General features: G+C 33.3%; 23 protein-coding genes. 12 read left to right on the top strand and 11 right to left on the bottom strand.

The features are described from left to right. Positions 1–134: 134 nt before the first annotated feature. On the top strand, positions 135–710 hold the full coding sequence (locus FOF46_RS17110; protein ID WP_143917293.1) for a nitroreductase family protein: 576 nt from the start codon (positions 135–137) through the stop codon (positions 708–710). Positions 711–772: 62 nt separating this feature from the next. On the opposite strand, the gene FOF46_RS32340 is transcribed toward FOF46_RS17110, so the two are convergent. The 4 genes from FOF46_RS32340 to FOF46_RS17090 all read right to left on the bottom strand — a co-directional run bounded on the left by FOF46_RS32340 (position 773) and on the right by FOF46_RS17090 (position 3,801). Next, on the bottom strand, positions 773–1,213 hold the full coding sequence (locus FOF46_RS32340) for a hypothetical protein (protein ID WP_200825101.1): 441 nt from the start codon (positions 1,211–1,213) through the stop codon (positions 773–775). A gap of 165 nt (positions 1,214–1,378) precedes the next feature. Further along, a complete protein-coding gene (locus FOF46_RS17100) occupies positions 1,379–2,155 on the bottom strand; it encodes a TIGR03915 family putative DNA repair protein (RefSeq protein ID WP_143917292.1) in 777 nt (258 codons plus the stop codon). 10 nt (positions 2,156–2,165) lie between these two features. Next, positions 2,166–3,428, bottom strand: coding sequence for a putative DNA modification/repair radical SAM protein (locus FOF46_RS17095; protein ID WP_143917291.1), 1,263 nt, complete (start codon positions 3,426–3,428; stop codon positions 2,166–2,168). Further along, positions 3,418–3,801, bottom strand: coding sequence for an endonuclease domain-containing protein (locus FOF46_RS17090; protein ID WP_167571869.1), 384 nt, complete (start codon positions 3,799–3,801; stop codon positions 3,418–3,420). The genes FOF46_RS17095 and FOF46_RS17090 overlap by 11 nt, the downstream gene beginning before the upstream one ends. A gap of 166 nt (positions 3,802–3,967) precedes the next feature. Between FOF46_RS17090 and FOF46_RS17085 the strand changes: the two genes are divergently transcribed. Continuing rightward, complete coding sequence (locus tag FOF46_RS17085) at positions 3,968–4,735, top strand: XRE family transcriptional regulator (protein ID WP_109435519.1); 768 nt, start codon at positions 3,968–3,970, stop codon at positions 4,733–4,735. On the opposite strand, the gene FOF46_RS17080 is transcribed toward FOF46_RS17085, so the two are convergent. Together FOF46_RS17080 and FOF46_RS17075 are read right to left on the bottom strand one after the other, a co-directional pair. Continuing rightward, positions 4,732–5,733, bottom strand: a complete 1,002-nt coding sequence (locus tag FOF46_RS17080; RefSeq protein ID WP_109435518.1) for an App1 family protein — start codon at positions 5,731–5,733, stop codon at positions 4,732–4,734. The genes FOF46_RS17085 and FOF46_RS17080 overlap by 4 nt on opposite strands. 78 nt (positions 5,734–5,811) lie before the next feature. Continuing rightward, on the bottom strand, positions 5,812–8,211 hold the full coding sequence (locus FOF46_RS17075) for a sodium-translocating pyrophosphatase (RefSeq protein ID WP_109435517.1): 2,400 nt from the start codon (positions 8,209–8,211) through the stop codon (positions 5,812–5,814). Positions 8,212–8,395: 184 nt separating this feature from the next. Here FOF46_RS17075 and FOF46_RS17070 point away from each other — a divergent pair, with 184 nt between their 5' ends. Further along, positions 8,396–9,166 (top strand): hypothetical protein, encoded by a 771-nt coding sequence (locus FOF46_RS17070; protein ID WP_143917289.1) that lies wholly within the window; start codon positions 8,396–8,398, stop codon positions 9,164–9,166. 59 nt (positions 9,167–9,225) lie between these two features. Here the strand turns inward: FOF46_RS17070 and FOF46_RS17065 are convergent, their stop codons facing one another. From FOF46_RS17065 to FOF46_RS17055, 3 genes are all read right to left on the bottom strand, one after another. Next, complete coding sequence (locus FOF46_RS17065) at positions 9,226–9,756, bottom strand: inorganic diphosphatase (protein WP_109435515.1); 531 nt, start codon at positions 9,754–9,756, stop codon at positions 9,226–9,228. 199 nt (positions 9,757–9,955) lie between these two features. After that, a complete protein-coding gene (locus FOF46_RS17060) occupies positions 9,956–12,451 on the bottom strand; it encodes a DUF5686 and carboxypeptidase-like regulatory domain-containing protein (protein ID WP_109435514.1) in 2,496 nt (831 codons plus the stop codon). Between the two features lie 117 nt (positions 12,452–12,568). Then, positions 12,569–13,546: a pyruvate dehydrogenase complex E1 component subunit beta gene (locus tag FOF46_RS17055; RefSeq protein WP_109435513.1), complete on the bottom strand. Its 978-nt coding sequence runs from the start codon at positions 13,544–13,546 to the stop codon at positions 12,569–12,571. Between the two features lie 163 nt (positions 13,547–13,709). Here FOF46_RS17055 and FOF46_RS17050 point away from each other — a divergent pair, with 163 nt between their 5' ends. The 9 genes from FOF46_RS17050 (at position 13,710) to FOF46_RS17010 (ending at position 21,949) form a co-directional block, all read left to right on the top strand. Further along, positions 13,710–14,456 (top strand): electron transfer flavoprotein subunit beta/FixA family protein, encoded by a 747-nt coding sequence (locus FOF46_RS17050; RefSeq protein WP_143917288.1) that lies wholly within the window; start codon positions 13,710–13,712, stop codon positions 14,454–14,456. Positions 14,457–14,520: 64 nt separating this feature from the next. After that, the gene (locus FOF46_RS17045; protein ID WP_143917287.1) at positions 14,521–15,489 is read left to right on the top strand and encodes an electron transfer flavoprotein subunit alpha/FixB family protein; all 969 of its coding nucleotides are present in this window, start codon (positions 14,521–14,523) and stop codon (positions 15,487–15,489) included. Between the two features lie 86 nt (positions 15,490–15,575). Then, entirely contained in the window at positions 15,576–16,193 is a 618-nt protein-coding gene (locus tag FOF46_RS17040; RefSeq protein WP_109435510.1) for a bifunctional nuclease family protein, read from the top strand. A gap of 56 nt (positions 16,194–16,249) precedes the next feature. Beyond that, complete coding sequence (locus FOF46_RS17035) at positions 16,250–17,953, top strand: NupC/NupG family nucleoside CNT transporter (RefSeq protein WP_143917286.1); 1,704 nt, start codon at positions 16,250–16,252, stop codon at positions 17,951–17,953. A gap of 150 nt (positions 17,954–18,103) precedes the next feature. Beyond that, the gene (locus tag FOF46_RS17030) at positions 18,104–18,928 is read left to right on the top strand and encodes a thymidylate synthase (protein ID WP_109435508.1); all 825 of its coding nucleotides are present in this window, start codon (positions 18,104–18,106) and stop codon (positions 18,926–18,928) included. A gap of 23 nt (positions 18,929–18,951) precedes the next feature. Continuing rightward, a complete protein-coding gene (locus FOF46_RS17025; RefSeq protein ID WP_109435507.1) occupies positions 18,952–19,377 on the top strand; it encodes an energy transducer TonB in 426 nt (141 codons plus the stop codon). A 102-nt stretch (positions 19,378–19,479) separates the two neighbouring features. Next, on the top strand, positions 19,480–20,646 hold the full coding sequence (egtB, locus tag FOF46_RS17020) for an ergothioneine biosynthesis protein EgtB (RefSeq protein ID WP_143917285.1): 1,167 nt from the start codon (positions 19,480–19,482) through the stop codon (positions 20,644–20,646). A 12-nt stretch (positions 20,647–20,658) separates the two neighbouring features. Continuing rightward, complete coding sequence (gene egtD / locus FOF46_RS17015) at positions 20,659–21,633, top strand: L-histidine N(alpha)-methyltransferase (RefSeq protein ID WP_109435505.1); 975 nt, start codon at positions 20,659–20,661, stop codon at positions 21,631–21,633. A 34-nt stretch (positions 21,634–21,667) separates the two neighbouring features. Continuing rightward, complete coding sequence (locus FOF46_RS17010; RefSeq protein WP_109435504.1) at positions 21,668–21,949, top strand: DUF427 domain-containing protein; 282 nt, start codon at positions 21,668–21,670, stop codon at positions 21,947–21,949. A gap of 51 nt (positions 21,950–22,000) precedes the next feature. Here the strand turns inward: FOF46_RS17010 and FOF46_RS17005 are convergent, their stop codons facing one another. Both FOF46_RS17005 and FOF46_RS17000 read right to left on the bottom strand, forming a co-directional pair. Continuing rightward, positions 22,001–22,945 carry an NHL repeat-containing protein gene (locus FOF46_RS17005; RefSeq protein ID WP_143917284.1) on the bottom strand — a complete coding sequence of 315 codons (945 nt, stop codon included), beginning with the start codon at positions 22,943–22,945 and terminating at the stop codon, positions 22,001–22,003. A gap of 182 nt (positions 22,946–23,127) precedes the next feature. Further along, positions 23,128–23,865, bottom strand: coding sequence for a helix-turn-helix domain-containing protein (locus FOF46_RS17000; protein WP_160114096.1), 738 nt, complete (start codon positions 23,863–23,865; stop codon positions 23,128–23,130). Positions 23,866–24,302: the final 437 nt, after the last annotated feature.

Here is a 24,302-nt window from a genome sequence, read left to right as displayed (position 1 = left end):
CCTTTTAAAACCTTGAGTATTTTATCGTAATTTGCTTGAAAGTTGTGCATATGAATTATAGTGTCGTAACTACAATTTACTGCCTTTTAGCAGTTTGCGCAACTTTTTCTAAATGCACAACGGGTTAAAATTATATGATCAAAGAAGATATAAATGGAATAATTCGAAGTAGACGATCTGTTTTTCCAGCTCAATACAACGATAAAGTCGTTTCTAAGGCATTTATAGAAACCTTATTAGAAAATGCCAATTGGGCACCAACACATAAACTTACACAGCCATGGAGGTTTAAAATATTGCAAGGAGGTGCCAAGAATCGATTAGGGGCGTTTTTGTCTGATACCTATACTGACATTACTTCTAACGATGATTTTTCGCCATTTAAACACAAGAAAATCATTAATAATTGTAATGCGGCCAGTGCGATCATAGCGATTTGTATGCAGCGGGATCCAAAAGAACGTATACCAGAGTGGGAAGAGGTTGCATCAACGGCTATGGCAGTACAAAATATGTGGCTTACTTGTGCTGCTAATGATATTGGTTGTTATTGGAGTACCCCTAAATTAATACAGTATATGGATGGTTTTTTTGATTTTGAAGAAGGGGAACGATGCCTTGGTTTTTTCTACTTGGGAAATTATAATCCAGAATACTTAGGTGAATCAAAACGAGATCGGATTGAAAGTAAAGTAGAATGGCTAGAATAAAAAAACCACCTGCATGCAGGTGGTTTTAAACATCATAAAGACGTTATATTATCTCAAATTGACTACTGCTGAGTCATTGCTTTAGCATAAGCTGCCATTTTCTCTGAAGCAGCAGTCATATATGCTGTCCATTTTTCAGCATCTTCACCAGATAATTTACCAGCAATATCCTGAGCTTTTGTTGCAAGTTCTTGTCCTTTAGCAGAAAGTCCAGCAAAAGCTGTCATATCTTTACTTTCAGCGATTTTCTTGTACTCAGCCATATACTCTTCGTATGCATTAACATACTCTTGTACAGCAGGGTCACTAAAACTTGGAACCCCATCAGCAGCGGTTTCTACAGCTTCTGCAACTTCTTCAGCTGCTTCTTCTACTTTCTCAGTTGCTTCTTCTGCAACTTCTTCTACGTTATCTGCTGCGTCTTTTGCTTTGTCTGTAGCCTCTTTACAAGAGATTACTGTTAAGAACATTAGAGCTAAAGCTCCTAAAAACATTTTTTTCATAATAAATAGATATAGTTAATTTTGGTTATTTAACGCCAAACATAATACTTTATTTCGTCTATTCGAAATTTAAGATGGGTAAAAAATACACACTGCTAGGGGCTAAATGCCTCAAATAAGCTTATCTATTGAAGAATTATATCACATTATTTATATGTTAACAGATTATAATGTTGTGTTTTTTTCGGTTAAATACTTCCAGTAACGCTTTGGTAGATGCTGTTTGTGTAATTTATTGTTCTTACGGGATTTTATATTGACATGGTTAAAATATGTGGTCCAAAGCATTTGAAACTCTAGTTCAGAACTACTTAATTTTTCGGGTGAGATTTTTGTATTTCTTCTTGAAAAATCATCAATAGTTATTATTTGCACTGTTTTTAGATCATAATAAATACCATAACTTCGCTTAAGATCATAAATAAGCCATTTTTGATCAGCATAACGATCTTTAAAATGAAAAATGATAAGAGGCAGCACATTAAAATCGGGTTCAACGGTTGCTGTGTAAATAGAATCAGTAGTTAGCTGAAACCTAACAAATGCTTCCATTCTATGTTTTTCGCGCTCAACCATTTTGGAGACCTGGCTCATTTTTAAAATATCAGTATTACTAAAATCGATATTTCCCCCTTTCTTTTTTATAAAAACATTTTTAAGATAATTTAATAATGTATTCTCGACACCTTTGATTTCACTTAGAAAAACTTTGAAGAAATCTTGTTGTTCCTTACGAGTTGTTTTTAGTTTAACACCTTTCCAAACCCTGTTGGCTTTGTGCTTTTCGGTAATGACATGTTCTGTTATGGTAAATAATTGATTGTTAGTATCAGATTCCTTTCTAATAATAGCATCTGATATTTTTTGTTCATAGATCATAAAAATAGAACATAAGAATCCATCAAAACTTCCATCATATATTATTATGGTTTGAGGATTCATGATTCTAGATTTATGAGAACAGACTTAGTTGATTATTAAAATAAGTATTGTATTTACTTTTCGAGGTTTTAAGAATTTTGTTTTTTAATGTGAGAGGAGAAAACTCTTTTCTATAGAATTCTTTGGAGTTACAAGTAATAAAATATTGTGCTCTATTTAATGCAATACCGATGGCTTTAAGGTGGGTCCAATCTAGTTTTCTAAATTTTCTTGCTTGTAGTATTTTAGAAACCGATTGCATTCCGATGCCAGGAACTCTGGAAAGCATTTGTTTTTCAGCTGTATTTATGTCAATAGGAAATAGATCAAGATTGCGTAATGCCCAACTTAATTTTGGATCAATGTCCAAGTCCAGGTTTTTATGAGAATCATTTAAAATCTCATGGACAGAAAATCCATAAAACCTTAAAAGCCAATCGGTTTGATATAAGCGATTTTCTCTTAAAATGGGAACTTCAGTTCCCAAAGATGGTAGTCTATTATCTGGTAGTACCGGTATATAACCAGAATAATACACTCTACGCATATTAAATTGCTTGTAATAATAGGTTGCAGAATACATGATGTCACGATCACTTTCTCCGGTAGCACCAATAATCATTTGGGTACTTTGACCAGCTGGGGCATATCTAGGAGTACTTTTTATAATTTTACGTTCTGATTTATATTGAATGATCTCATTTTTGACTTTTTGCATGGGTTTGATAAAGTCTTCATGTTTTTTGTCTGGAGCTAATAGTTTCAATCCAGATACTGTTGGGATTTCAATATTTACACTTAATCGATCGGCATATAACCCTGCTTCACGCATTAATTCATCACTTGCTCCAGGAATCGATTTTAGATGAATATACCCATTAAAATTTTCTTCTAACCGAAGCTTTTTGGCAACGGCAATTAACCGTTCCATAGTGAAATCAGAATTTTTAAATATTCCAGAGCTCAGAAATAGCCCTTCTATATAATTTCTTCTATAGAAGTTAATGGTTAAATCCACTACTTCTTGTATCTTAAATGCAGCGCGCTGGATATCGTTACTTTTTCTGGTAACACAATATGCACAATCGTAGATACAATGATTGGTTAGTAAAATTTTTAGTAAAGAAACGCAACGACCATCCTCTGTATAACTATGACAAATACCCATTCCGGTATTATTTCCTAAGCCTTTATTGGAGTTTGAGCGTTTACCACCACTGCTGGCACAAGATACATCGTACTTAGCGGCATCTGCCAAAATGGATAGCTTTTCTCGTATTCTTTCAAACGACATAGATACGTTCGTTTGAAGTACTTATTAAACTTTTTACAGTTCTTGAAATTTCTTCAATATCCGTTAGAATCTGATAATCTGTGAACCTAAGTACGGTTATGCCTAGTGAAGAGATGTATAGTTTTTTTGGAGCATCAAGATTATGGATATCCGAAAATTCATGCGCATAGCTATCAATTTCTATAGCAATTTTTAAAATAGGACAATAGAAATCAAAAGTGTAATTGTTAAGATTTTGATTTCGAAGGAAACGGAATCCTTTTTCAGCAAGTTTCTGTTGAAGTTGATCTACTGCAGTAATGGAGTTATCCAAGGAGTGACGGATAATTTTCTCAGATACTTTTTGATACAGCGGGATGCTTTGTGAAGACATAATGATGGATTTAGTTGTAATTTTTCCAAATTTATGGAAAAATTCCATAAATATTAAAATAAAATTATGTTAAAATTGGAAATATTCCAAAATCTATTATCTTTGTTATGATTATCCCAAGTACAGGTGCTGTTTTGTAAGATAATAATATTAAAATTTCGATTTCATGGATAATTCAACTGACCAAACCATTAAGCGATTTAAACAAATTCGCGAAGAGAACCATTATACCCAATCTGATTTTGCCAAAGTTTTACAGATTAAAAATTCTACAGCTGATATAGAAAGAGGGAAGACTAAAATTTCGGGAAGAGTAGTGGCCAGATTACTTGATAAGTTTAATATTAATCCGTTATGGTTATTTGGTGAAAGTACCCAAAAAAAGATACAATTACATCTTGGGGATGTTTCTCCAAAAGTGGTAACCATAGATTCTGAGAATAATGAGAACATAGTTTTAGTCAATGTAAAAGCAGCTGCAGGATATCCTCATAATGTTCAGGATTTGGATTGGTATCAACAATTGCCTGCTTTTGATATTCCATTACCAGAATATAGAAATGCCACGTATCGTGGATTTCAGGTTGAAGGAGATAGTATGTTACCTTTATTTGAGCCTAAAGAGTGGGTAATAGGAAAAGCCGTGAATAACTTGTCTGAGGTAAGTAATAATACTATTTGTGTAGTTGTTCTAGAGGATAGTGTGGTAGTGAAAAAGATTAGAAAAAATGAAGATGTCTCTGTAATAACATTGGTTTCTTTAAATTCAGAATATCTTCCTTATACCATTCAAACCCATCAAATTACAGAACTTTGGGAAATTAATAGTAAACTAAGTTTTAACATTGATGCAAATTCTGATACAGCAAGTATTAAGAAACTACAGGAAGCTATGGTAGCATTAACTTCTGAGGTGAGAGGCTTGAAGATTTAATGAATAAAACCTGATGTTTTAGCATGTGCTATTGCTTCTTCTGATGTATGAATTAGTAAAATAGGACATACGTTAAAAGCGTGTATAATTTTTTTGATGCGCTTTTCTTTGCGACGATGCTTTACATTTCTTAAATATATAGCAAGAATTCGTCTTGGATACTCTTCTGCGATCTTTGTATAGATATCTGCATCTTTTTCTCCACTGTCTCCAATAAGAATAAAGTTTAAATGTGGATACATCTTTAAAAGATTTAGAATCTCAGATTGCTTATGAGGTATTTTAGGTTTTGGTGTTTTATCAAAAGGAGTTCTAAAATCTCTAAGTAAAATCGGACCTTTAGGAAAATGATTTTTCTTAAAAAATGCACTCAGGTAATCGTATAAGTTCCAAGGGCTATTACTAACATAAAAAAAAGGATTATTAGATGATCCTTTTATACCTAGATGTAGTTTTTTATAAAACTTTACAGTACCTTCTATTGCTGTTCTTTTATCAAAATTTTTAAAAACAGTATTGGCGATTACTCTCCACTTAAATAAAGATGCCACTCCTGTATGTAGAATAGTATCATCAATATCACTTATGATTCCAAAATCAGCCTGATCTGATGGAATAAGCATTTCGCTTTTAAACTCGTTATTACTACTTATGGTTTTATATTTATTTTCTTTTTTATATGAAGCAGTATAGGGTATCCAACCTCTATTGTTTTTATGTTCAAAAAGAGTATCGATGTCAAGTTCAAGATGATAATATCCTTCTTGATCTGTTTGAGTTTCTATGATTTTACCGTTGGGTAATTTTATTTCTATTGGAATATTTCTGATTTCGTCACTTTCAAATTGTCTATAAATATTACGTAATGTTTTGAAGACGCTCTGATTTGTACTAAAATCAACATTTTCATCTTCAAGGGCTCTTCCGGTGGCACGAAAAAGAGTGCTTGTGCCATACCCCAGATACGTATTAATTCGTAAAGCTTTTTTCTTGAACATGAAAAAATATAGATTTTAAATAAAAATAAACAACCTCGCCCAAAGAGCGAGGTTGTTTAGACATTAATTTTTATATTTTTACTTCAAAGAAGCTCTTATTGCTGCGATTTCGGCTTTTATTTCTGATTCAGATCCTTGTAATTCTCTTACTTCACGTTTTATTTTTCCGTTTTCTGAAGTATTTATAGTTACTGTAGCTATTGCCAAATCATTTTCCACTTTCATAGTTACTTCCATTTTCTTTTCAGAAGTATTGTCCTTAGATTGTAGTACTTCAATTTGATCTTCAGCAACAGCAGTTTCTGAAGTATGACCTCCTAAAATAGGTGCAATTACGAGACCAATAAGACATGTCAATTTAATTAAAATGTTCATTGATGGACCAGATGTATCTTTAAATGGATCTCCAACAGTATCTCCGGTAACGGCTGCTTTATGAGCATCAGAACCTTTATATGTCATTTCTCCATTAATCTCAACACCAGCTTCAAACGATTTTTTAGCATTATCCCATGCACCACCTGCATTATTTTGGAAGATGGCCCATAATACACCACTTACGGTAACTCCTGCCATATATCCACCTAGCATTTCAGCAATTGCTAAGGTGTTCATTCCAAATAATAAAGGAACAAAAGCTATTACCAAAGGAAATCCGATGGTTAATAAACCGGGTAACATCATTTCTTTAAGAGAGGCTTTAGTAGAAATAGCAACACATTTATCATATTCTGGTTTTCCTGTACCTTCCATAATTCCGGGGATGTCCTTAAATTGGCGACGGACTTCCTGTACCATTTCCATAGCTGCTTTTCCTACTGCATTCATAGCTAAGGCAGAAAATACTACAGGTACCATACCTCCAACAAATAACATGGCTAAAACCGGTGCTTTAAAAATATTAATACCATCAATTCCTGTAAAGGTAACATAAGCAGCAAATAAGGCCAAGGATGTCAATGCCGCAGAGGCAATTGCAAATCCTTTTCCTGTCGCTGCTGTTGTATTACCAACAGAATCTAATATATCTGTACGTTCTCTTACTATAGGTTCTTGTTCGCTCATTTCTGCAATACCACCAGCATTGTCTGAGATAGGTCCAAAAGCATCAATGGCTAATTGCATTGCTGTAGTAGCCATCATTGCAGATGCTGCCAATGCAACTCCATAAAATCCTGCAAAAGCATAAGATGCCCAAATGGCTCCTGCAAACAATAATACAGAAGGGAATGTAGAAATCATACCTGTTGCTAAACCAGCAATAATATTGGTTCCAGCACCTGTACTTGATTGTTGTACAATTTTAAGGATAGGTGACTTCCCTAATCCTGTATAATATTCGGTTACTGATGAAATTACTGCTCCTACGATCAAACCAACTAAAGTTGCATAAAAAACTCTCATCGAAGAAATCTCTACAAGTCCTTCTCCAAAGAATTCCATTTTCATTGTTTCGGGTAGCATCCAGGTACACAGTGCAAAACAAGCTGCTGCAACTAAGATAATTGATGTCCAGTTCCCCACATTCAGCGCTCCCATTACTTGAGCTTCTTTGGCATCATTACTTTTTATTTTAACAAGCATTGTACCTATTACTGAGATAACGATACCAACACCTGCAATTGCCATAGGTAATAGAATCGGTCCAATACCTCCAAAAGCATCTGTAATAGAGCCTCCCATATCCTTAATTACATAATTTCCTAATACCATTGCTGCAAGAACAGTTGCTACATAAGATCCAAATAAATCAGCCCCCATACCAGCAACATCACCTACATTATCACCTACATTATCTGCAATAGTAGCAGGGTTACGAGGATCATCTTCTGGGATACCTGCTTCTACTTTACCAACAAGGTCAGCTCCAACATCTGCAGCTTTTGTATAAATACCTCCACCTACACGAGCAAATAAAGCAATGGATTCTGCACCTAGAGAAAACCCGGCCAATGTTTCTAAAACTATGGTCATTTTATCTGTAGAAACCCATTCACCTCCCATAAAGACATGATAAAATATAATAAAGAATGCGGTTAAACCTAATACGGCTAATCCTGCAACTCCCAGTCCCATTACCGTACCTCCTCCAAAAGATATTTTAAGTGCATTTGGTAAACTAGTACGAGCTGCCTGGGTAGTTCTAACATTTGTTTTGGTAGCAATTTTCATTCCTATATTTCCTGCAAAAGCAGAAAATACAGCTCCAAAAACAAAAGCGATTACAATTAACCAGTGTGTTGTATCAACTACGATAGAAACAATAAATAATAATATACTGACTATTACGACAAATATTGCAAGAAGTTTATATTCTGCATTTAAGAAAGCCAAGGCACCTTCATAAATATGATCCGAAATTTCTTTCATCTTGCCATCACCGGCATCTTGTTTCATTACCCAAGATTTCTTAATAAGCATATAAATTAGCCCTAATAGTGCCAAAACAATTGGCACATAAATCATATTTGATTGCATAAATGTCTTTTTAGTTTAATTAGTCGCTAAATGTAGTAAAAATACCCTAAATACAAAAGTATAGTTAAATAGTAGAGAAAATGATAATCGAACGCTGGAAATATTGATAAAACTACGGTTTTCAGGGAGTTTTTCTATGGTAAAGATATTTTAATTTTATCAACATTTTTAAAATATGTTTAATATGCGTATACCTATTCAAAGAACTTTGTTTCTAATACTATTTTTCACTTTTTTTTCAGTAAGCTTTGTTGAAGCTCAGTATCCATTTGAGAGTTATTCGTCACCGAACTATACAATGCATAGAGATTGGAAAATTTATGATAGAATAGACACAAAAGGAAGGTATGATTGTACTTTATCTATAGATCATTTCTTTAGTAATGAAGATAAACTCACTATTCAATTAACTTGGTTAGAGAAGACGACAGCTATGGGAGAGATTAGGGTTTTTAGAAATAAAAGTCAAATTCAGAACATAAAACAACCGGGTTCTTTTTCGCCATTAACGATGAATGGGACACTTGTGATTGTTTCAGATATCAATGGAGATGGTCTTAAAGATGTGAAATTGGTGCATCAAGGTACAGGAAATGGTATAATGGGTATGCTGGTTAAGGTGATGTATTTATTTCAAAGGGAAGATGGTTTGTTTAAAAAAGTGTCTTTTTATGATATGATGATTGATGAAAACCGAGTAGAAAGAGATGTTGATAACGATGGAAATTATGAGATTGTAACGATGAATCTAGAACGTACTAATGCCCATAGTTATTGGGCTTTTAATATTTTTGAATATGATGATGGAAATCTGATCAATGTAAACTACAAGATAAATTATCCAATACTTATCCAATATAAATATAAAAGAAATTATAATATTACAGAGCATATGAGTAGATCTCAAATGAAATTATATGAACGGGAGTTTCCAGATGAGTATGATGTAAAATAAAAGGTGATATTTCAGATGAAATATCACGTCTTTTATTTTAAAGATTGTATATAGCTTACTTAAGAAATGCTAAATAATCCTTCTGGTCTATTTTCAATTTCGTCAAAGCGTTTAACACATGCTTTGATAATTTCTTTAGCTTCGTCAATATTACCCCATCCACCAACATCAACTTTTTTTCTTTCCAGATCTTTGTACACTTGGAAAAAATGCTCAATCTCTTTGATAAGGTGAGGGTTCATTTCCTTAAGATCAGCAAGTCTACTTGCTATTGGATCAGCAATTGGGACACATATAATTTTTTCATCAGGTCCTTTTTCGTCGGTCATGTGGAAAACACCAATAGGTTTTACTTCCATTACACAACCAGGGAATGTTGGTTCTGTAACAAGTACCAAAACATCCAGTGGATCTCCATCTAATGCCAGAGTTTCTGGAATAAATCCATAATCTGCTGGATACATCATAGATGAAAAAATCATACGATCATATCGTATTTTTTTTATATCAAAATCATATTCGTATTTATTTCGACTTCCTTTAGGAATCTCGATAAGTACATCAAAGCTTTCGCTGTTAGCTGCGCTCATAAGTTTATTCTCTTTTTATTGGGCGGCAAAGATAGGTATTACAAGGGGTTAGTTAAAATTTATAAGGAAAAATTATTATATTTCTTATGAAATCTTAACGTAGAGATAAACTATAACGTTTTCAGAAAAAAGAACCTATACTTTGCTAAGTAAAAACAATAGTTTATTATTTCTATATTATAATTTGATTCCCTTTGTTTTAGAAGTAAAAGCCAAAAGACCCTGTAACTCCAAATTTACGTGCGTCAGGATTATCAAAATAGTTTCCTCTAAAATGAAAGTCTATTCTAAAAATTTTAAAAATATTTCCAACACCCAAACTATACTCCCAATAAGCCTCGTCTTCTGGAGCGATTAAGATTTCATTGGATGGAGCACTTAATAAAATATTGTCATTTGATAACTGGCCCCATGCTGCACGTACTCCAACTAACTCTCTAAGATTTAACTTTCTTAAGAATGGAATTCTTGAAAATATTCTTCCGTTGAAATTATGTTCTAAGTGTAACGTAGCATAAGTATCGGTTACAAATTCATAAAAATTAAGTAAAGGAAATGTATTGTAAATAGATAAGTAAGTTTGATTTCCAGGGATAACACTTAATAACCCAAGAGGCACATCTCCAAATGTTTTACCTACTTCTAAAGTACTATTTAATCGTCCAAAACCACCTATGTTCCAAGGTTGTTGATATAAGAATTGAATTTTTTGATATTCAAAATCACTATCGATAATACCTTGTAAACCTGCGCTGTAATTAAGGAATAAAGTAGCAAAATCACCTTCATTTACGGTTACTCTATCTACACCATACCCTGTAGTCTTTCGACCCGGGAAATACGCGAGTGACGTTGCTATTTCGGTCTGTTGTATTTCAGATTGAAGTTCATTAGTTTCTGGATCTACAAAATCGAGACTAAATAACGATCGATCTGCAGGTTTTAAATTTCGATATGAACCAGTGACTCCAAAAATAAGATTCTTTCTGGGTTCAATAGCCAACGAGAGCGCTGATAAATTGATAGAAGTTAACCTGTCATTATCGCCAGTTGCTATAATAGATGACGAAGCAAGACTTCTACCCTCTACATCATTTGTGTTTGTTAAACTTGCTCCTAACTGTTCTACATCCCTTCGATTTCCTCCAGAAACAATAAGTCTGGACTTTCGATCAATAAGGTATTTACCAGAGATGCCATATTTAAATTTTTGGTCCTTAAATCCATATGCTCCATATCCTTCTATACGCCATCTGTCATTAGATGTAAAATAAGTTCTACCACCTGCTCTTAATCTAAATCCTTCAATATCATTATATCCAATAGTGGAGAATAAAGGACCAAAATCAAAACCATTAAATTCTACATACCCCGTAGCTAATATGGTTCCTATATTATAAAGACGTTTAAAAGCTTTTACAGTTCTAAGCGTGTCTAATAATTTATATACTTTTTGTTCATCCTTGTTTAATTCTTCCATTCTGGCATTTTCCCAGAAAGAATCTTCGCGATTATAAATATCCTGATCATAGGGATCTACCTGGGTTTGGTAAAATTTTCTATCCTTTTTTATGTCAAATTTATACTTGTCATATAGGGTCGTCCTTTTACCATAGACTCCACGAGATTTTTCTTTTTTACTAAAAGCAAAATCGGATTGGAAATAGTCTTTGGTGATTAAAAAAATTGAATCGTTTAATACATCAAACTCCTGTTCAATATAAAGGTCCTTTACCCAGTTAATATTTGCACTTTTTGTGATTTCCAGATTTATTTCTTTAATAGCCCAGGTAGTATCATTTACCCAGAAATCTCCTTTAAAGGTTAGTTCATTTTTCCTTCTAGGATAATATATGATGTTATAACACCATTTGTTACCAATATAAGCGCTATCTGAAAGGACATAATTATATACACCAACACCAGTTCTAGATAAAGGACTAGTAAAACTTTTATCAAAGAATTTTAGATAATTATCATAAATGTCGTAGTCTGAATACAAATCTTTAACAAAAGCAATTAATGTTTGGTTATCACTAAAACCTGCATTTTTATTTCCTGTTAGAACTTCTTTAGATTCATTAAGGATATTATCTCCATACACTTTTGAACTGGCTTCATTCAGGAAAATAGGTAAATAAGTCTTCCCTGTTATTCGAGAAGTATCTACATCATCAAAAATGAATTCCATACCATTAAAAATTCTGCTATTAATCAGAGAGCTATCTATGGTATTTAAATCAAATTCTAGTTTCTCGTATTTATCATAAGTGTATTGCTTAAACTTTTTTACACCATTTTCTCTTCGGTTATCCCAGATTTTCTTTAGAATATCTATTGCAGGATTATTTTTTTTAGAAGTTTTTCCTTTGTAAATAACAACCTCGTCTAATGTTGCAGCTTCCTCTTCAAGAAGGATTTCCATTTTGTACGTAACCGCTTTGGTGAGCTTGATAGTTTTGGTTTTAAAACCAATAAATGAAACCTTTATACTAGAATAGTTATTTTCAGATTCCATATAAAATCTACCATTCTCATCTGTAATCGTACCAATTGTAGAGTTTACAAATACGATATTGGCAAAGGGTACAGGTTGTTTATTACTATCGAATACCTGTCCGCCTATTTTAGTTTGTGAATGAATGAAAGTTGAGCAAAAAAAAGTGAGAAATACTCCTAAAATCAAATGTCTCATCTAAAGATGTTAAGATTAATACTTGTGATAATTAGTGGATCACCTCAATTTTTAGGCCATTTTTTACATTTGGTGATGTTCCTGAAATTGAAGAAACGCAAAATAAAGGAGTTCATTTTATTTATACATCACTTTTTTGACAGCTTTAACAACATCTTTACTATTTGGTAACCATTCTTCTAATAATACAGGAGAATAAGGTGTTGGGGTATCTGCGGTATTAATTTTTACAATTGGTGCATCTAGATAATCAAAAATATTTGCTTGAACCTGATAAGTAATTTCAGAAGAAATATTAGCAAGAGGCCATGCTTCTTCTAAAACAACTAAACGATTGGTTTTTTTTACAGAAGTAAATATAGCTTCAAGATCCAAAGGCCTAACAGTTCTTAAGTCGATAACTTCACAAGAAATATTTTCTTTTGCCAGTTCATCTGCGGCTTTGTAAGCTTCTTTAATAATTTTTCCAAAGGAAACGATGGTGACATCACTACCTTCTCTTTTAATTTCGGCTACTCCAAGAGGGATTGTATATTCTCCTTCAGGAACTTCTCCTTTATCCCCATACATTTGTTCGCTTTCCATAAAAATAACAGGATCGTTATCTCGAATTGCAGATTTTAGTAAACCTTTGGCGTCTTTAGGATTAGAAGGAACGACTACTTTAAGACCAGGTGTATTGGCAAACCAGTTTTCAAAAGCTTGAGAATGCGTAGCTCCCAATTGACCGGCAGAAGCTGTTGGACCTCTAAATACTATTGGGATATTAAATTGACCACCTGTCATTTGACGCATTTTTGCTGCATTGTTAATGATTTGGTCAATACCTACTAATGAAAAGTTGAAAGTCATAAATTCGATAATAGGCCTATTACCGTTCATTGCACTTCCTACACCAATTCCAGAAAACCCTAATTCAGATATAGGAGTGTCCAAAACACGATCAGGACCAAATTCATCCAACATTCCTTTACTGGCTTTGTATGCTCCGTTATATTCTGCAACTTCTTCACCCATTAAATATATGGATTCATCTCGTCGCATTTCTTCACTCATTGCTTCGCAAATTGCTTCTCTGAACTGTATCGTTTTCATTGACTTTATAATTATTTTGTGCTACACGAAAGGCAAAAGTAGCAATTAAAACCCTTTAGTAGGGGTGTAAAATTGAAAAATTTATTATGCACGCATAGTAAATTTGACTTTTTATTTGTACCTTCGCTTTTATTATTAAATTCTCAAAAAATACCTATATAAAATGAAGATATTAGTTTGTATTAGCCATGTGCCGGACACAACTTCCAAAATTAATTTTACGGATGGTGATACTAAATTCGATACTAATGGGGTACAATTTGTAATCAACCCTAATGATGAATTTGGATTAACAAGAGCAATGTGGTTTAAAGAAAAGCAAGGTGCGTCTGTAGATGTCGTAAATGTTGGTGGTCCAGAAACAGAACCTACTTTACGTAAAGCGTTGGCTATTGGTGCAGACAATGCAATTCGCGTTAATGCAGAAGCTACAGATGGTTTTTATGTGGCTAAACAATTGTCAAAAGTTGTACAAGATGGAGGATATGACCTTGTGATCGCAGGAAGAGAGTCTATAGATTATAATGGAGGAATGGTGCCTGGTATGGTAGCTGCGATAACAGATGCCAATTTTGTAAATACATGTATTGGATTAGAAATAGAAGGAGATACTGCAACTGCGATTCGTGAGATTGATGGAGGGAAAGAAACTTCTACTGCCAAATTACCTTTGGTTGTCGGAGGGCAAAAAGGATTAGTTGAGGAAAGTGATTTGCGTATTCCTAATATGCGTGGAATCATGATGGCTCGTAAAAAACCACTTACAGTAGTCGAACCTATCGAGGCAGGTCAGGAAACAAAGGCTGTCCAGTTTCAAAAACCAGCTCCCAAAGGAGATGTAACATTGGTAGATCCTGAAAATATTGATCAATTAGTTTCTTTATTACACAATGAAGCTAAAGTGATCTAATCCGGCTTAAAAACAAAATTTAAAATAAATACTGAGATCAGATCAGTAGCAAAAAATAAGAAATATGTCAGTTTTAGTATATACAGAAAGTGAAGGCGGAAAATTTAAAAAAACCGCTTTTGAAGTGGCTTCTTATGCAAAAGAAGTTGCTAATATGCTTGGTACAACGGTAACAGCAGTGAGTGTTAATGGTGGTGATAGTAATGAACTAGGTGCCTATGGAGTAGATAAGGTGTTAGAAATTAAAAATGATAAACTTACTGCTTTTAATGCAAAAGCATATGCAGATGCAATTAAGCAAGCAGCAGAAAAAGAAGAAACAAAAGTAATTGTGGTAAGTTCTACTGCGGATAGTAAGTTTTTAGCACCGTTATTAGCTGTGCATCTTGATGCAGGATATGCATCAAATGTAGTTGCATTACCAGAAAGTACTTCTCCTTTTAAGGTTAAACGTACGGCATTTACAAATAAAGCCTTTAATATCACCGAAATGACTACTGATGTTAAGGTAATAGGATTATCTAATAATGCTTTTGGACTTAAAGAAAATTCTGGAGCAGCAGCTGCAGAAGCATTTGAACCAACACTTTCTGATAATGACTTTACAGTAGAAATAACAGCAGTTGATAAAGCTACTGATAAAGTTTCTATTGCAGATGCAGAAATTGTTGTGTCTGGAGGTCGTGGATTAAAAGGGCCAGAGAATTGGGGGATGATAGAAGAACTTGCAGGTGTACTTGGCGCAGCTACTGCTTGTTCTAAACCAGTAAGTGATATGGGATGGAGACCACATGGAGAACATGTTGGCCAAACAGGAAAACCAGTCGCTTCAAACTTATATATAGCAATTGGAGTTTCTGGTGCTATTCAACATTTGGCAGGGATCAATGCTAGTAAAGTAAAAGTGGTAATTAATAATGATCCTGAAGCCCCTTTCTTCAAAGCGGCAGACTATGGAATAGTGGGAGATGCTTTTGAAGTAGTGCCAAAACTTATTGAAAAATTAAAAGAATTTAAAGCGAATAACGCATAATTTTCATAAATTGTGCCCAATTCAGGGCTGTTTGAACTGAGGTAAAAGTCCATATGTTCAAACAGCCTTTTTTTATTGAGAGCAATATGAGTTTAGTTCGTCTGAACATAAAAGGAATATCATACAGTCAAACCCAAAATGGTGCATACGCACTAATTTTAAGCGAGGTGGATGGAGAAAGGAAGTTACCAATTGTTATAGGAGCTTTTGAAGCACAGTCTATAGCTATTGCTTTAGAAAAGGAAATTAAGCCGCCTAGACCACTTACCCATGATCTTTTTAAAAACTTTGCAGATCGATTTGACATTGTTGTAAAACAAGTGATTATTCACAAGTTGGTAGATGGTGTTTTCTACTCTAGTATTATCTGTGAGCGTGATAAGATAGAAGAAATTATAGATGCAAGAACAAGTGATGCAATTGCTTTAGCATTGCGATTTCAAGCACCCATATTTACATATAAGAATATCTTGGATCAAGCGGGGATATATCTTAAAGTAAACCCGAAGAAGGATGATGAAAATGATCCTGAAAGCTTATTAGTAGACGAACTTGTATCTGATGATATTGAAATGGTAGGCAAAGAAACTAGCTATAAAGATTTGTCTCTGGAAGAACTTAACCGAATGCTCGACCAAGCTGTTAATAATGAAGATTATGAATTAGCGGCAAGAATTCGAGATGAGATTTCTAAAAGAGGATAGTTTTATATGTCGATATAAAAAAATCTAATATGTTTTTTTAAATGATTTCAATATTTATGAAGAAAGGAGTACTTACTTTTCTGTTTTCACTATTTATTTTTACTGTATTATCTGCACAATCAATAGAGAAAAGATGGGTTTTAGAAAAAATTGATGGAGCTTCAGAAGAGGTTTCTAATGTTGGGAAAGATGATTATCTTCAATTAGAAAAAGGACAATTTTCATATTCTTTTAATGAAGCTTCAGAAATACTCCAGGGGGATTATATTCAACAAAATAATATCCTTTTGCTTTTTCCAGAGACTGCTCAGGATTCTCTAATTCGTTATAAAGTAACTACTTTAACAGATTCTACATTAGTAGTTATTAAAAAAGGAATTACATATACTCTTACTACTCAAAAAGAAATAACTGAAGTAGCGCCTGTAGTGGAGGTAAATCAACTGATACCTAACCAGGGCTTCTCTTTTAGTAGTTTATGGAGAGGTGTTTTGGGAATGATAGTACTTCTGATTATTGCATTTTTATTTAGCAGTAACCGAAAAGCTATTAATTGGAAAACAGTTGGATTAGGTGTTGGATTTCAATTAATAATTGCTATTGGAGTTTTAAAAGTACCGTTTGTTCAAACGATATTTGAATGGGTTGGAAGCCTATTTGTTAGTGTTTTAGATTTTACCAGAGCCGGAAGTAAATTTCTGTTTGAAGGTTTGGTTGTAGATATGGATACTTTTGGTTTTATATTCGCTTTTCAAGTATTACCAACTATTATATTCTTTTCAGCTTTAACTTCTTTATTATTCTATTTAGGTATTATTCAAAAAGTAGTAAAAGGCTTGGCTTGGTTGTTGACCAAAGCACTCAAGATATCTGGAGCAGAAAGTTTAAGTGTCGCTGGTAACATCTTTTTAGGCCAAACAGAAGCGCCTCTGTTAATTAAAGCGTATTTAGAAAAAATGAATAAATCCGAAATGTTATTGGTTATGATCGGTGGCATGGCAACTGTTGCTGGAGCTGTACTGGCCGCATATATTGGGTTTTTAGGAGGAGATGATCCGGTTTTACGATTACAATTTGCAAAACACCTATTAGCAGCATCAGTAATGGCAGCTCCCGGAGCAATTGTTATTTCTAAAATACTATTTCCGCAAACGGAAGAAATTAATATAGATGTACATGTTTCTTCAGAAAAAATAGGATCTAATATTTTAGACGCTATAGCAAATGGAACAACTGAAGGCTTAAAGCTAGCTGTAAATGTTGGTGCTATGTTATTAGTGTTTGTAGCTTTTATTGCTATGCTTAATGGTATATTGGGTTGGGTTGGAGATATTACTTCTATAAACACTTGGATAGCATCAAATACAGCTTATCCAAGCTTATCTCTTGAACTGATTTTAGGCTATCTTTTCTCTCCATTAATGTGGCTGATTGGAGTCGCTAAAGAGGACATAGCCTTGATGGGTCAACTCTTAGGAATAAAACTAGCAGCTAGTGAGTTTGTTGGATATATACAATTAGCAGATTTAAAAAATGTAACAAATGCAACACATTTAACCTATAATAAATCGGTTATTATGGCAACATATATGTTGTGTGGTTTTGCAAATTTCGCCTCAATAGGAATTCAGATTGGAGGGATTGGCTCTCTTGCTCCAGGACAACGAAAAACCTTGTCCGAATTTGGTATGAAAGCATTACTTGGAGGTACTATAGCCTCTTTATTGTCAGCTACTATTGCTGGAATGATAATAGGGTAAAATACACTCGTTTTTTTTATTGAAAATATAATTTATGAACTTGTTTAATAACTATTTCATAATCTATATTGTAAACAATATCTCAATACCTATTTTTTGTATATTTGACTTACATTAGAATAATTTTAACAAATATCGAAGGAGTAAAAAATGAAACAATATCTTGACCTGGTACATCATGTATTAGAAAATGGGAATGAAAAAGGAGATAGAACAGGGACGGGGACAAAAAGTGTTTTTGGATATCAAATGCGTTTTGATCTTAGCGAAGGCTTTCCTATGGTTACCACAAAAAAACTCCATCTCAAATCTATAGTTCACGAACTATTATGGTTTTTAAAAGGAGATACAAATGTTAGTTATCTACAAGAAAATGGTGTTCGTATATGGAATGAGTGGGCAGATGATAAAGGGGATTTAGGTCCGGTATATGGCCATCAATGGAGAAATTGGGATGGTAATGAGATTGATCAGATTCAGGAAATAGTAGATACCCTTAGAGAGAATCCTAATAGTCGACGTATGTTAGTGTCTGCTTGGAATCCAAGTGTCTTACCTGACACATCAAAATCTTTTTCAGAGAATGTAGCGAATGGTAAGGCGGCTTTGCCTCCATGCCATGCCTTTTTTCAGTTTTACGTTGCAGATGGCAAATTATCTTGTCAGTTGTATCAACGTAGTGCAGATATTTTTTTAGGAGTTCCTTTTAATATTGCATCTTATGCCTTATTTACTATGATGATGGCGCAGGTTTGTGGTTATGAAGCAGGTGAGTTTATTCATACTTTTGGAGATGCACACATATACAATAACCATAAAGAGCAATTAGAATTACAGCTATCAAGAGAACCTCGAAAATTGCCTAAAATGATAATCAATCCAGAGGTGAAAAATATTTTTGGCTTCGTTTTTGATGATTTCAAGTTAGTAGACTATGATCCTCACCCACATATTAAGGGAGCGGTCGCAGTTTAAGCCCAAATTTTAAATGAACTACAATGAAGAGACTATTACTAATATTAACAATTTTGTTTTCAACATTCTCCTTCTCTCAGGATGCGATAATTTTATCACAGGAGAATGCGAATGAAAAGGGAATTACGCCAATTTGGCCAAAGTGCGATAGATCAAGATTGGAACCTGCAAATTGCTTTGATCAGAAATTAAGAAATCATATCATTCAGAATTTTGAGTATCCTGATGCAGCTCTAAATGATGGTCTTAGTGGAACGGTTACTGTAGAATTTATCATAAACAATAAAGGTAAGGTAGAAGTACTTGAGGTTACGGGTGCTCATCGATATCTACAAAGAGAAGCTATTAGAATTATAAGAGCAATTCCTAAAATGCAACCCGGTAAGTGGGGTAATAAACCTATAGCTGTAGCGTATACTGTGCCAATTACTTTTAGAAAACCACAGTAATTATATGTTAATTTTAACATTGGATTAACCTTGTTAAAGGATCAGAAAAAATAAAAATCAGTAAATTTGAGTGTATTCGTAAGTCGGATACACTCTTTTTTTATGATCGTTACAGATAATTTACTCACTACCTTTTTAAAAACACGTTCTGATACTGAAGAAATATGTGCACCTCTTCAGATAGAAGATTATGTAATTCAACCCATAGTAGATGTTTCCCCACCAAAATGGCATATGGGGCATACAACATGGTTTTTTGAAGAATTTATTTTATCTAAATATGTTGAAGGCTACAGGCGTTTTCATCCAGAATATGCTTACGTTTTTAATAGTTATTATGAAAGCATTGGAAAACGAGTGGTACGGACTAATAGAGGTAATCTTTCTAGACCCACGGTAAGTGAAGTTTATGAGTATAGAGATTATGTTACTACACATTTACAAGCTTTTTTAGAAGAGAATGACGATCCAGAAATTTATAAACTTTTGGAAATTGGAATTCATCATGAAAAGCAACACCAGGAACTATTACTTACTGATATAAAATTTATATTGGGTAATAACCCATTGCTTCCAAAATACAATGATACATTTACAGAAAATCCTGTATCAGAGCAAATTTCAGAATATATAAGTATCGAAGAAGGGATTTATGAAATTGGATATACTGGAAATGAATTCTGTTATGATAATGAATTAGGTGTGCATAAGGTATTCCTTAATAAATATGCTATTGCCAATACTCTTGTCACAAATAAAGAATATTTGGACTTTATCAATGATGGAGGTTATAAGAACAGCTTGTTTTGGCATGCCGAAGCTTGGGATTGGATACATACCGAAAAAGTGAAAGCTCCATTATATTGGCATGAAATAGATGGTAAGTATCATCAATATACTCTTAGAGGATTAAAAGAATTGAGGGTGGATTCTCCAATAACTCATATTTCTTATTATGAGGCATTTGCTTTTGCTCAATGGAAAGGAGAACGTTTGCCTACAGAGTTCGAATGGGAAGCCGCTCAATCCTTTTTTAAATGGGGAGCACGATGGGAATGGACAGAAAGTGCATATTTACCATATCCTAATTACAAAAAAGCTCCAGGAGCTCTTGGAGAATACAACGGAAAATTTATGGTCAATCAGAAAGTACTTAGAGGTGGTTCTGTTGCCACTCCACAAAATCATACAAGACCAACATATCGCAATTTTTTTCACCCTCACTTAAGATGGCAATTTACTGGATTGCGGTTGGTGAAAGATTTATAATCTATATTTTCAATGAATTCCAAAGATCAAAAAGTTTTAGTTTCCACTTTTGAAAAAGAAGTGTGTGAAGGCTTAACTGCTTTTCCAAAATATCTATCCTCAAAATTTTTTTATGACGAGGTAGGAGATGAGCTTTTTCAACAAATAATGGCTCTGCCAGAATATTATCTTACACGTGCAGAATATGAAATTTTTGAAACACATACATCAGATATTCTTCAAAGTTTTGATGCAACCAAACAAGGCTTTGATCTTATCGAATTGGGAGCAGGAGATGGAAAGAAAACCAAAGTGTTATTAAAAGAGTTGCTTCATCAGAAGTATGATTTTAATTATAAACCTATAGATATTAGCGAAAATGCTGTTGATGGATTAGTTAAAAATCTTAAAGAAGAAATGCCTAAAATTGTTGTGCAGGGGCAAATAGGAGAATATTTTGAGATTTTGGACCGTCTTAAACATATGAGTGATCGCAAAAAGGTTATTATGGTTTTGGGATCTAATATCGGTAATTTATTGCATTCTAGAGCAATTCAATTCCTTAAAAAATTATACAATGCAATGCATCCTGGAGATCTTCTTTTTATGGGATTTGATCAAAAGAAACACCCGCAGAAAGTTTTGGATGCTTATAACGACAAAACTGGTGTAACAGCAGCTTTTAATAAAAATGTTTTGGCCAGGATTAATAAAGAACTGGATGGTAATTTTGATTTGGATAAATTCATGCACTGGGAAACTTATGATCCCGAAAGTGGTACCGCCAAAAGTTATTTGGTAAGTAAAGAAAAACAGACCGTAGATATAAATAATTTGTCTTTACAGGTCCATTTTGAAGCTTGGGAAAGTATTCATACAGAGATTTCTCAAAAGTATGATGATGATACCGTAAAGTGGTTAGTAGAAGAATCAGGTTTAAGTATTGTTCAAACTTTTTCAGATCAAAACAATGATTATAAAGACTATTTGATTACAAAGACTAAATAGTAGAAAATATAAAAAGAATTTTAAAATATAGTATATGAAAGCAATATGGAATGGCCAGATAATAGCAGAAAGCAATGACACCAAAGTAATAGAAAATAACCACTATTTTCCGCCTGAGGCAATAAAAAAAGAATTTTTTAAATCAAGTGCAACGCATACAAATTGCCCTTGGAAAGGAATGGCTTCGTATTATACGGTTGAGGTAGATGGAAAAGAAAATCAGGATGCAGCATGGTATTATCCAGAAACTAGCGATTTAGCAAAACAGATCAAAGGATATGTTGCTTTTTGGAAAGGTGTTGAGGTTGTAGAATAGTATACAACCCCAACATTTTTTAATATGCTATAGCAGAGATGCTATTCTAAGTTATTTTCTTTTTAGAACTCGTATTACGGTAGGAGATAATTCGTTGCTGTTTCCAGAGTTAGCTACACAATTAATATATATGTGCTTACCGTTTGGGCTAAATGCTAAATCATTTGGTGTTCTTAATCCAGAAGTTTTGGCATTTCCATCAGTATTAACAGCATTGCCATCTCCAGCAATTACTTCTACTGATTCACCATCCAAACTTACTTTGTAAATTTGACCTAAAGAAGCAGCTGTAAGATACAGTTCCCCCTGAAATGAAGTGATATGTGCATTTCCGGTAGAATTTGGGATTGCTGTAAGTATAGAAACATCACCAGTAGGTGTAATCTGTAATACATTACCATCACTGAAATTTACGACATATAGATTACCAGTGTCTTTTACCCAGGTAATTCCGTTTGCGCAAGCAAAATCACTACTGCTTGCTAATACATTAGAGCCTCCACTTGGTGTAAATTTAGTAATTGTACCATTTTGACAACTTAAAATATAAATATTTCCTCTGTCATCTATAGTTATCCCGGTGGGCAAAGCTACTGCTTCAGTAAAAAGCTCAGGATTTCCATGGGGATCTATTTTAAATACTTTACTTGATCCAAAATTTGACTGGTACAGATTGCCCTCAGTATCAAAATGATTGCCTGTAAGACCAGAAGGTTCTAGACTGGCAAAAACTTCTGAATTTCCAGTATAAGGATTTATTTTATAGATATCAGAACCATTAATGTTAGCTAGTCCTACTCCAAAATCTCCAGCGTAGATATTTCCATAGGAATCAACGTCTAGTCCTCCTGTTCCTATAGGCAATGTGGTAAGGGTGGATAAGGTATACTCGATGGGTGGTATAGAATCATCATCAGAAGGAATGAAATCGTCAACTCCGCATGAGTAAAGCGAGATTGATACGATCAATACTAATGTAGTTACTGTTTTCATCATGTTTGTTTTTTTAAATTTTCAATAAATGATTTGTATTGTTACAAACAAATGAATATAAAACTTGAAGATGATGTGTTACTTTTTAGAAGCGTTTTATACTTCCCGCTAAGGGTTTACATAATTAGTTTACAAGGTCATAAAATAAGTAGATGTATTAATTAGGTCTTATATAATAAAAGAGGTTAAAGATTATTTTTTGAAGCCATTTTTAAGGACTCTTTTGATTTGAGTAATTTGTATTCTGATGGTGTCATTTTGGTGAACTTTTTGAAAGCTTTGTAAAATGATACTCTATTGTTAAAACCACATGAATATAGTATTTCAGTCATATTTAGGTTATTGTCTTTGGTTAGCATATGTTTAGCTTGATCCACTCTATATGTATTGATGAAATCAAAAAAACTAAGATCAAAATGTTCATTAATAACTTGCGACATATGATGTTTTGAGATATTAAGTTTTTTGGCCAAATGACTTATTCTTATTTGGTTGTCTAAGTAAGGTTTGTCTTCTTTCATAAAATCGATCAGTATGGTTTTTAATTCTAAAGAATATTTTTTAGAAAGCCCTGTCTTTTGATACTTTTTAAATGGAAGCACTTTGTCCATTGATAAACCATCAAAAACTTGAGGTTGAAGAAAACCAAAATATGAAAGTAATCCAGTAAAAAAGATCATAGAAAAACCGATAAAATAATCAGATCCAGGGTTTAGTAAATTAAAATAAACCAAAACAAAATAAGAAGAAAAAGAGAGTACATAACCGCAAAAAGAATAGCTTAACCAATTTAACCACCTGGAATTATTAAAACTTTTAATAACAGGTCTAAACGAAAAAAATAGTAGTCCGCAATAAAAGAGCATTAATGCCACAATAATTGTAATAGAGTATGGGGTGTAGAAATATATGTAATCTCCCATTTTACCGTTTATAAGTGTTTCGATTTTTTCATTTACAGTAAGAAAATAAAAAGGAGAATAATTTATCAAAGCATAGAATAGAGGTATAAAGTGAAGGATGTCAATAGATCTAAATTTATTTTTGTAAATCACCCTTCTTATATAAAGAAACAAAATTGGACCATATAAAACCCATAGTATTCTATTGGTGTACGTTAGATGTATATATTGGAGTGAGTTGAGGAGGTTGGTCCAATATAATACATTGTATATAATGTTATAACTAAATAACAATATGTAGGTACCCAGCAATATATTAGCAATTCTATCACCTTTCTTTTTGAGGAAAAACAAAATTGAAAATACAAAAGCCTGAAAAGCAAAAAACAGAAAAATGGTTTCCAAAAAATTCATGACTTAAAACTAAGACTATTAATTTAGATTCTTAAAAAAAGTAA

Origin of the sequence: Aquimarina algiphila (genome assembly GCF_007489275.1) — a bacterium.
GTDB lineage: Bacteria > Bacteroidota > Bacteroidia > Flavobacteriales > Flavobacteriaceae > Aquimarina > Aquimarina algiphila.
The sequence above is the reverse complement of the archived record's forward strand: the minus strand, read 5'-3'. Positions and strand labels throughout refer to the sequence as shown.

Bases quoted from the DNA above. Each gene is read 5' to 3' on its own strand.
- FOF46_RS17110 (WP_143917293.1), top strand. From the start codon at position 135: ATGATCAAAGAAGATATAAATGGAATAATTCGAAGTAGACGATCTGTT.
- FOF46_RS32340 (WP_200825101.1), bottom strand. From the start codon at position 1,213: ATGAAAAAAATGTTTTTAGGAGCTTTAGCTCTAATGTTCTTAACAGTA.
- FOF46_RS17100 (WP_143917292.1), bottom strand. From the start codon at position 2,155: ATGAATCCTCAAACCATAATAATATATGATGGAAGTTTTGATGGATTC.
- FOF46_RS17095 (WP_143917291.1), bottom strand. From the start codon at position 3,428: ATGTCGTTTGAAAGAATACGAGAAAAGCTATCCATTTTGGCAGATGCC.
- FOF46_RS17090 (WP_167571869.1), bottom strand. From the start codon at position 3,801: ATGTCTTCACAAAGCATCCCGCTGTATCAAAAAGTATCTGAGAAAATT.
- FOF46_RS17085 (WP_109435519.1), top strand. From the start codon at position 3,968: ATGGATAATTCAACTGACCAAACCATTAAGCGATTTAAACAAATTCGC.
- FOF46_RS17080 (WP_109435518.1), bottom strand. From the start codon at position 5,733: ATGTTCAAGAAAAAAGCTTTACGAATTAATACGTATCTGGGGTATGGC.
- FOF46_RS17075 (WP_109435517.1), bottom strand. From the start codon at position 8,211: ATGCAATCAAATATGATTTATGTGCCAATTGTTTTGGCACTATTAGGG.
- FOF46_RS17070 (WP_143917289.1), top strand. From the start codon at position 8,396: ATGCGTATACCTATTCAAAGAACTTTGTTTCTAATACTATTTTTCACT.
- FOF46_RS17065 (WP_109435515.1), bottom strand. From the start codon at position 9,756: ATGAGCGCAGCTAACAGCGAAAGCTTTGATGTACTTATCGAGATTCCT.
- FOF46_RS17060 (WP_109435514.1), bottom strand. From the start codon at position 12,451: ATGAGACATTTGATTTTAGGAGTATTTCTCACTTTTTTTTGCTCAACT.
- FOF46_RS17055 (WP_109435513.1), bottom strand. From the start codon at position 13,546: ATGAAAACGATACAGTTCAGAGAAGCAATTTGCGAAGCAATGAGTGAA.
- FOF46_RS17050 (WP_143917288.1), top strand. From the start codon at position 13,710: ATGAAGATATTAGTTTGTATTAGCCATGTGCCGGACACAACTTCCAAA.
- FOF46_RS17045 (WP_143917287.1), top strand. From the start codon at position 14,521: ATGTCAGTTTTAGTATATACAGAAAGTGAAGGCGGAAAATTTAAAAAA.
- FOF46_RS17040 (WP_109435510.1), top strand. From the start codon at position 15,576: ATGAGTTTAGTTCGTCTGAACATAAAAGGAATATCATACAGTCAAACC.
- FOF46_RS17035 (WP_143917286.1), top strand. From the start codon at position 16,250: ATGAAGAAAGGAGTACTTACTTTTCTGTTTTCACTATTTATTTTTACT.
- FOF46_RS17030 (WP_109435508.1), top strand. From the start codon at position 18,104: ATGAAACAATATCTTGACCTGGTACATCATGTATTAGAAAATGGGAAT.
- FOF46_RS17025 (WP_109435507.1), top strand. From the start codon at position 18,952: ATGAAGAGACTATTACTAATATTAACAATTTTGTTTTCAACATTCTCC.
- egtB (WP_143917285.1), top strand. From the start codon at position 19,480: ATGATCGTTACAGATAATTTACTCACTACCTTTTTAAAAACACGTTCT.
- egtD (WP_109435505.1), top strand. From the start codon at position 20,659: ATGAATTCCAAAGATCAAAAAGTTTTAGTTTCCACTTTTGAAAAAGAA.
- FOF46_RS17010 (WP_109435504.1), top strand. From the start codon at position 21,668: ATGAAAGCAATATGGAATGGCCAGATAATAGCAGAAAGCAATGACACC.
- FOF46_RS17005 (WP_143917284.1), bottom strand. From the start codon at position 22,945: ATGATGAAAACAGTAACTACATTAGTATTGATCGTATCAATCTCGCTT.
- FOF46_RS17000 (WP_160114096.1), bottom strand. From the start codon at position 23,865: ATGGGAGATTACATATATTTCTACACCCCATACTCTATTACAATTATT.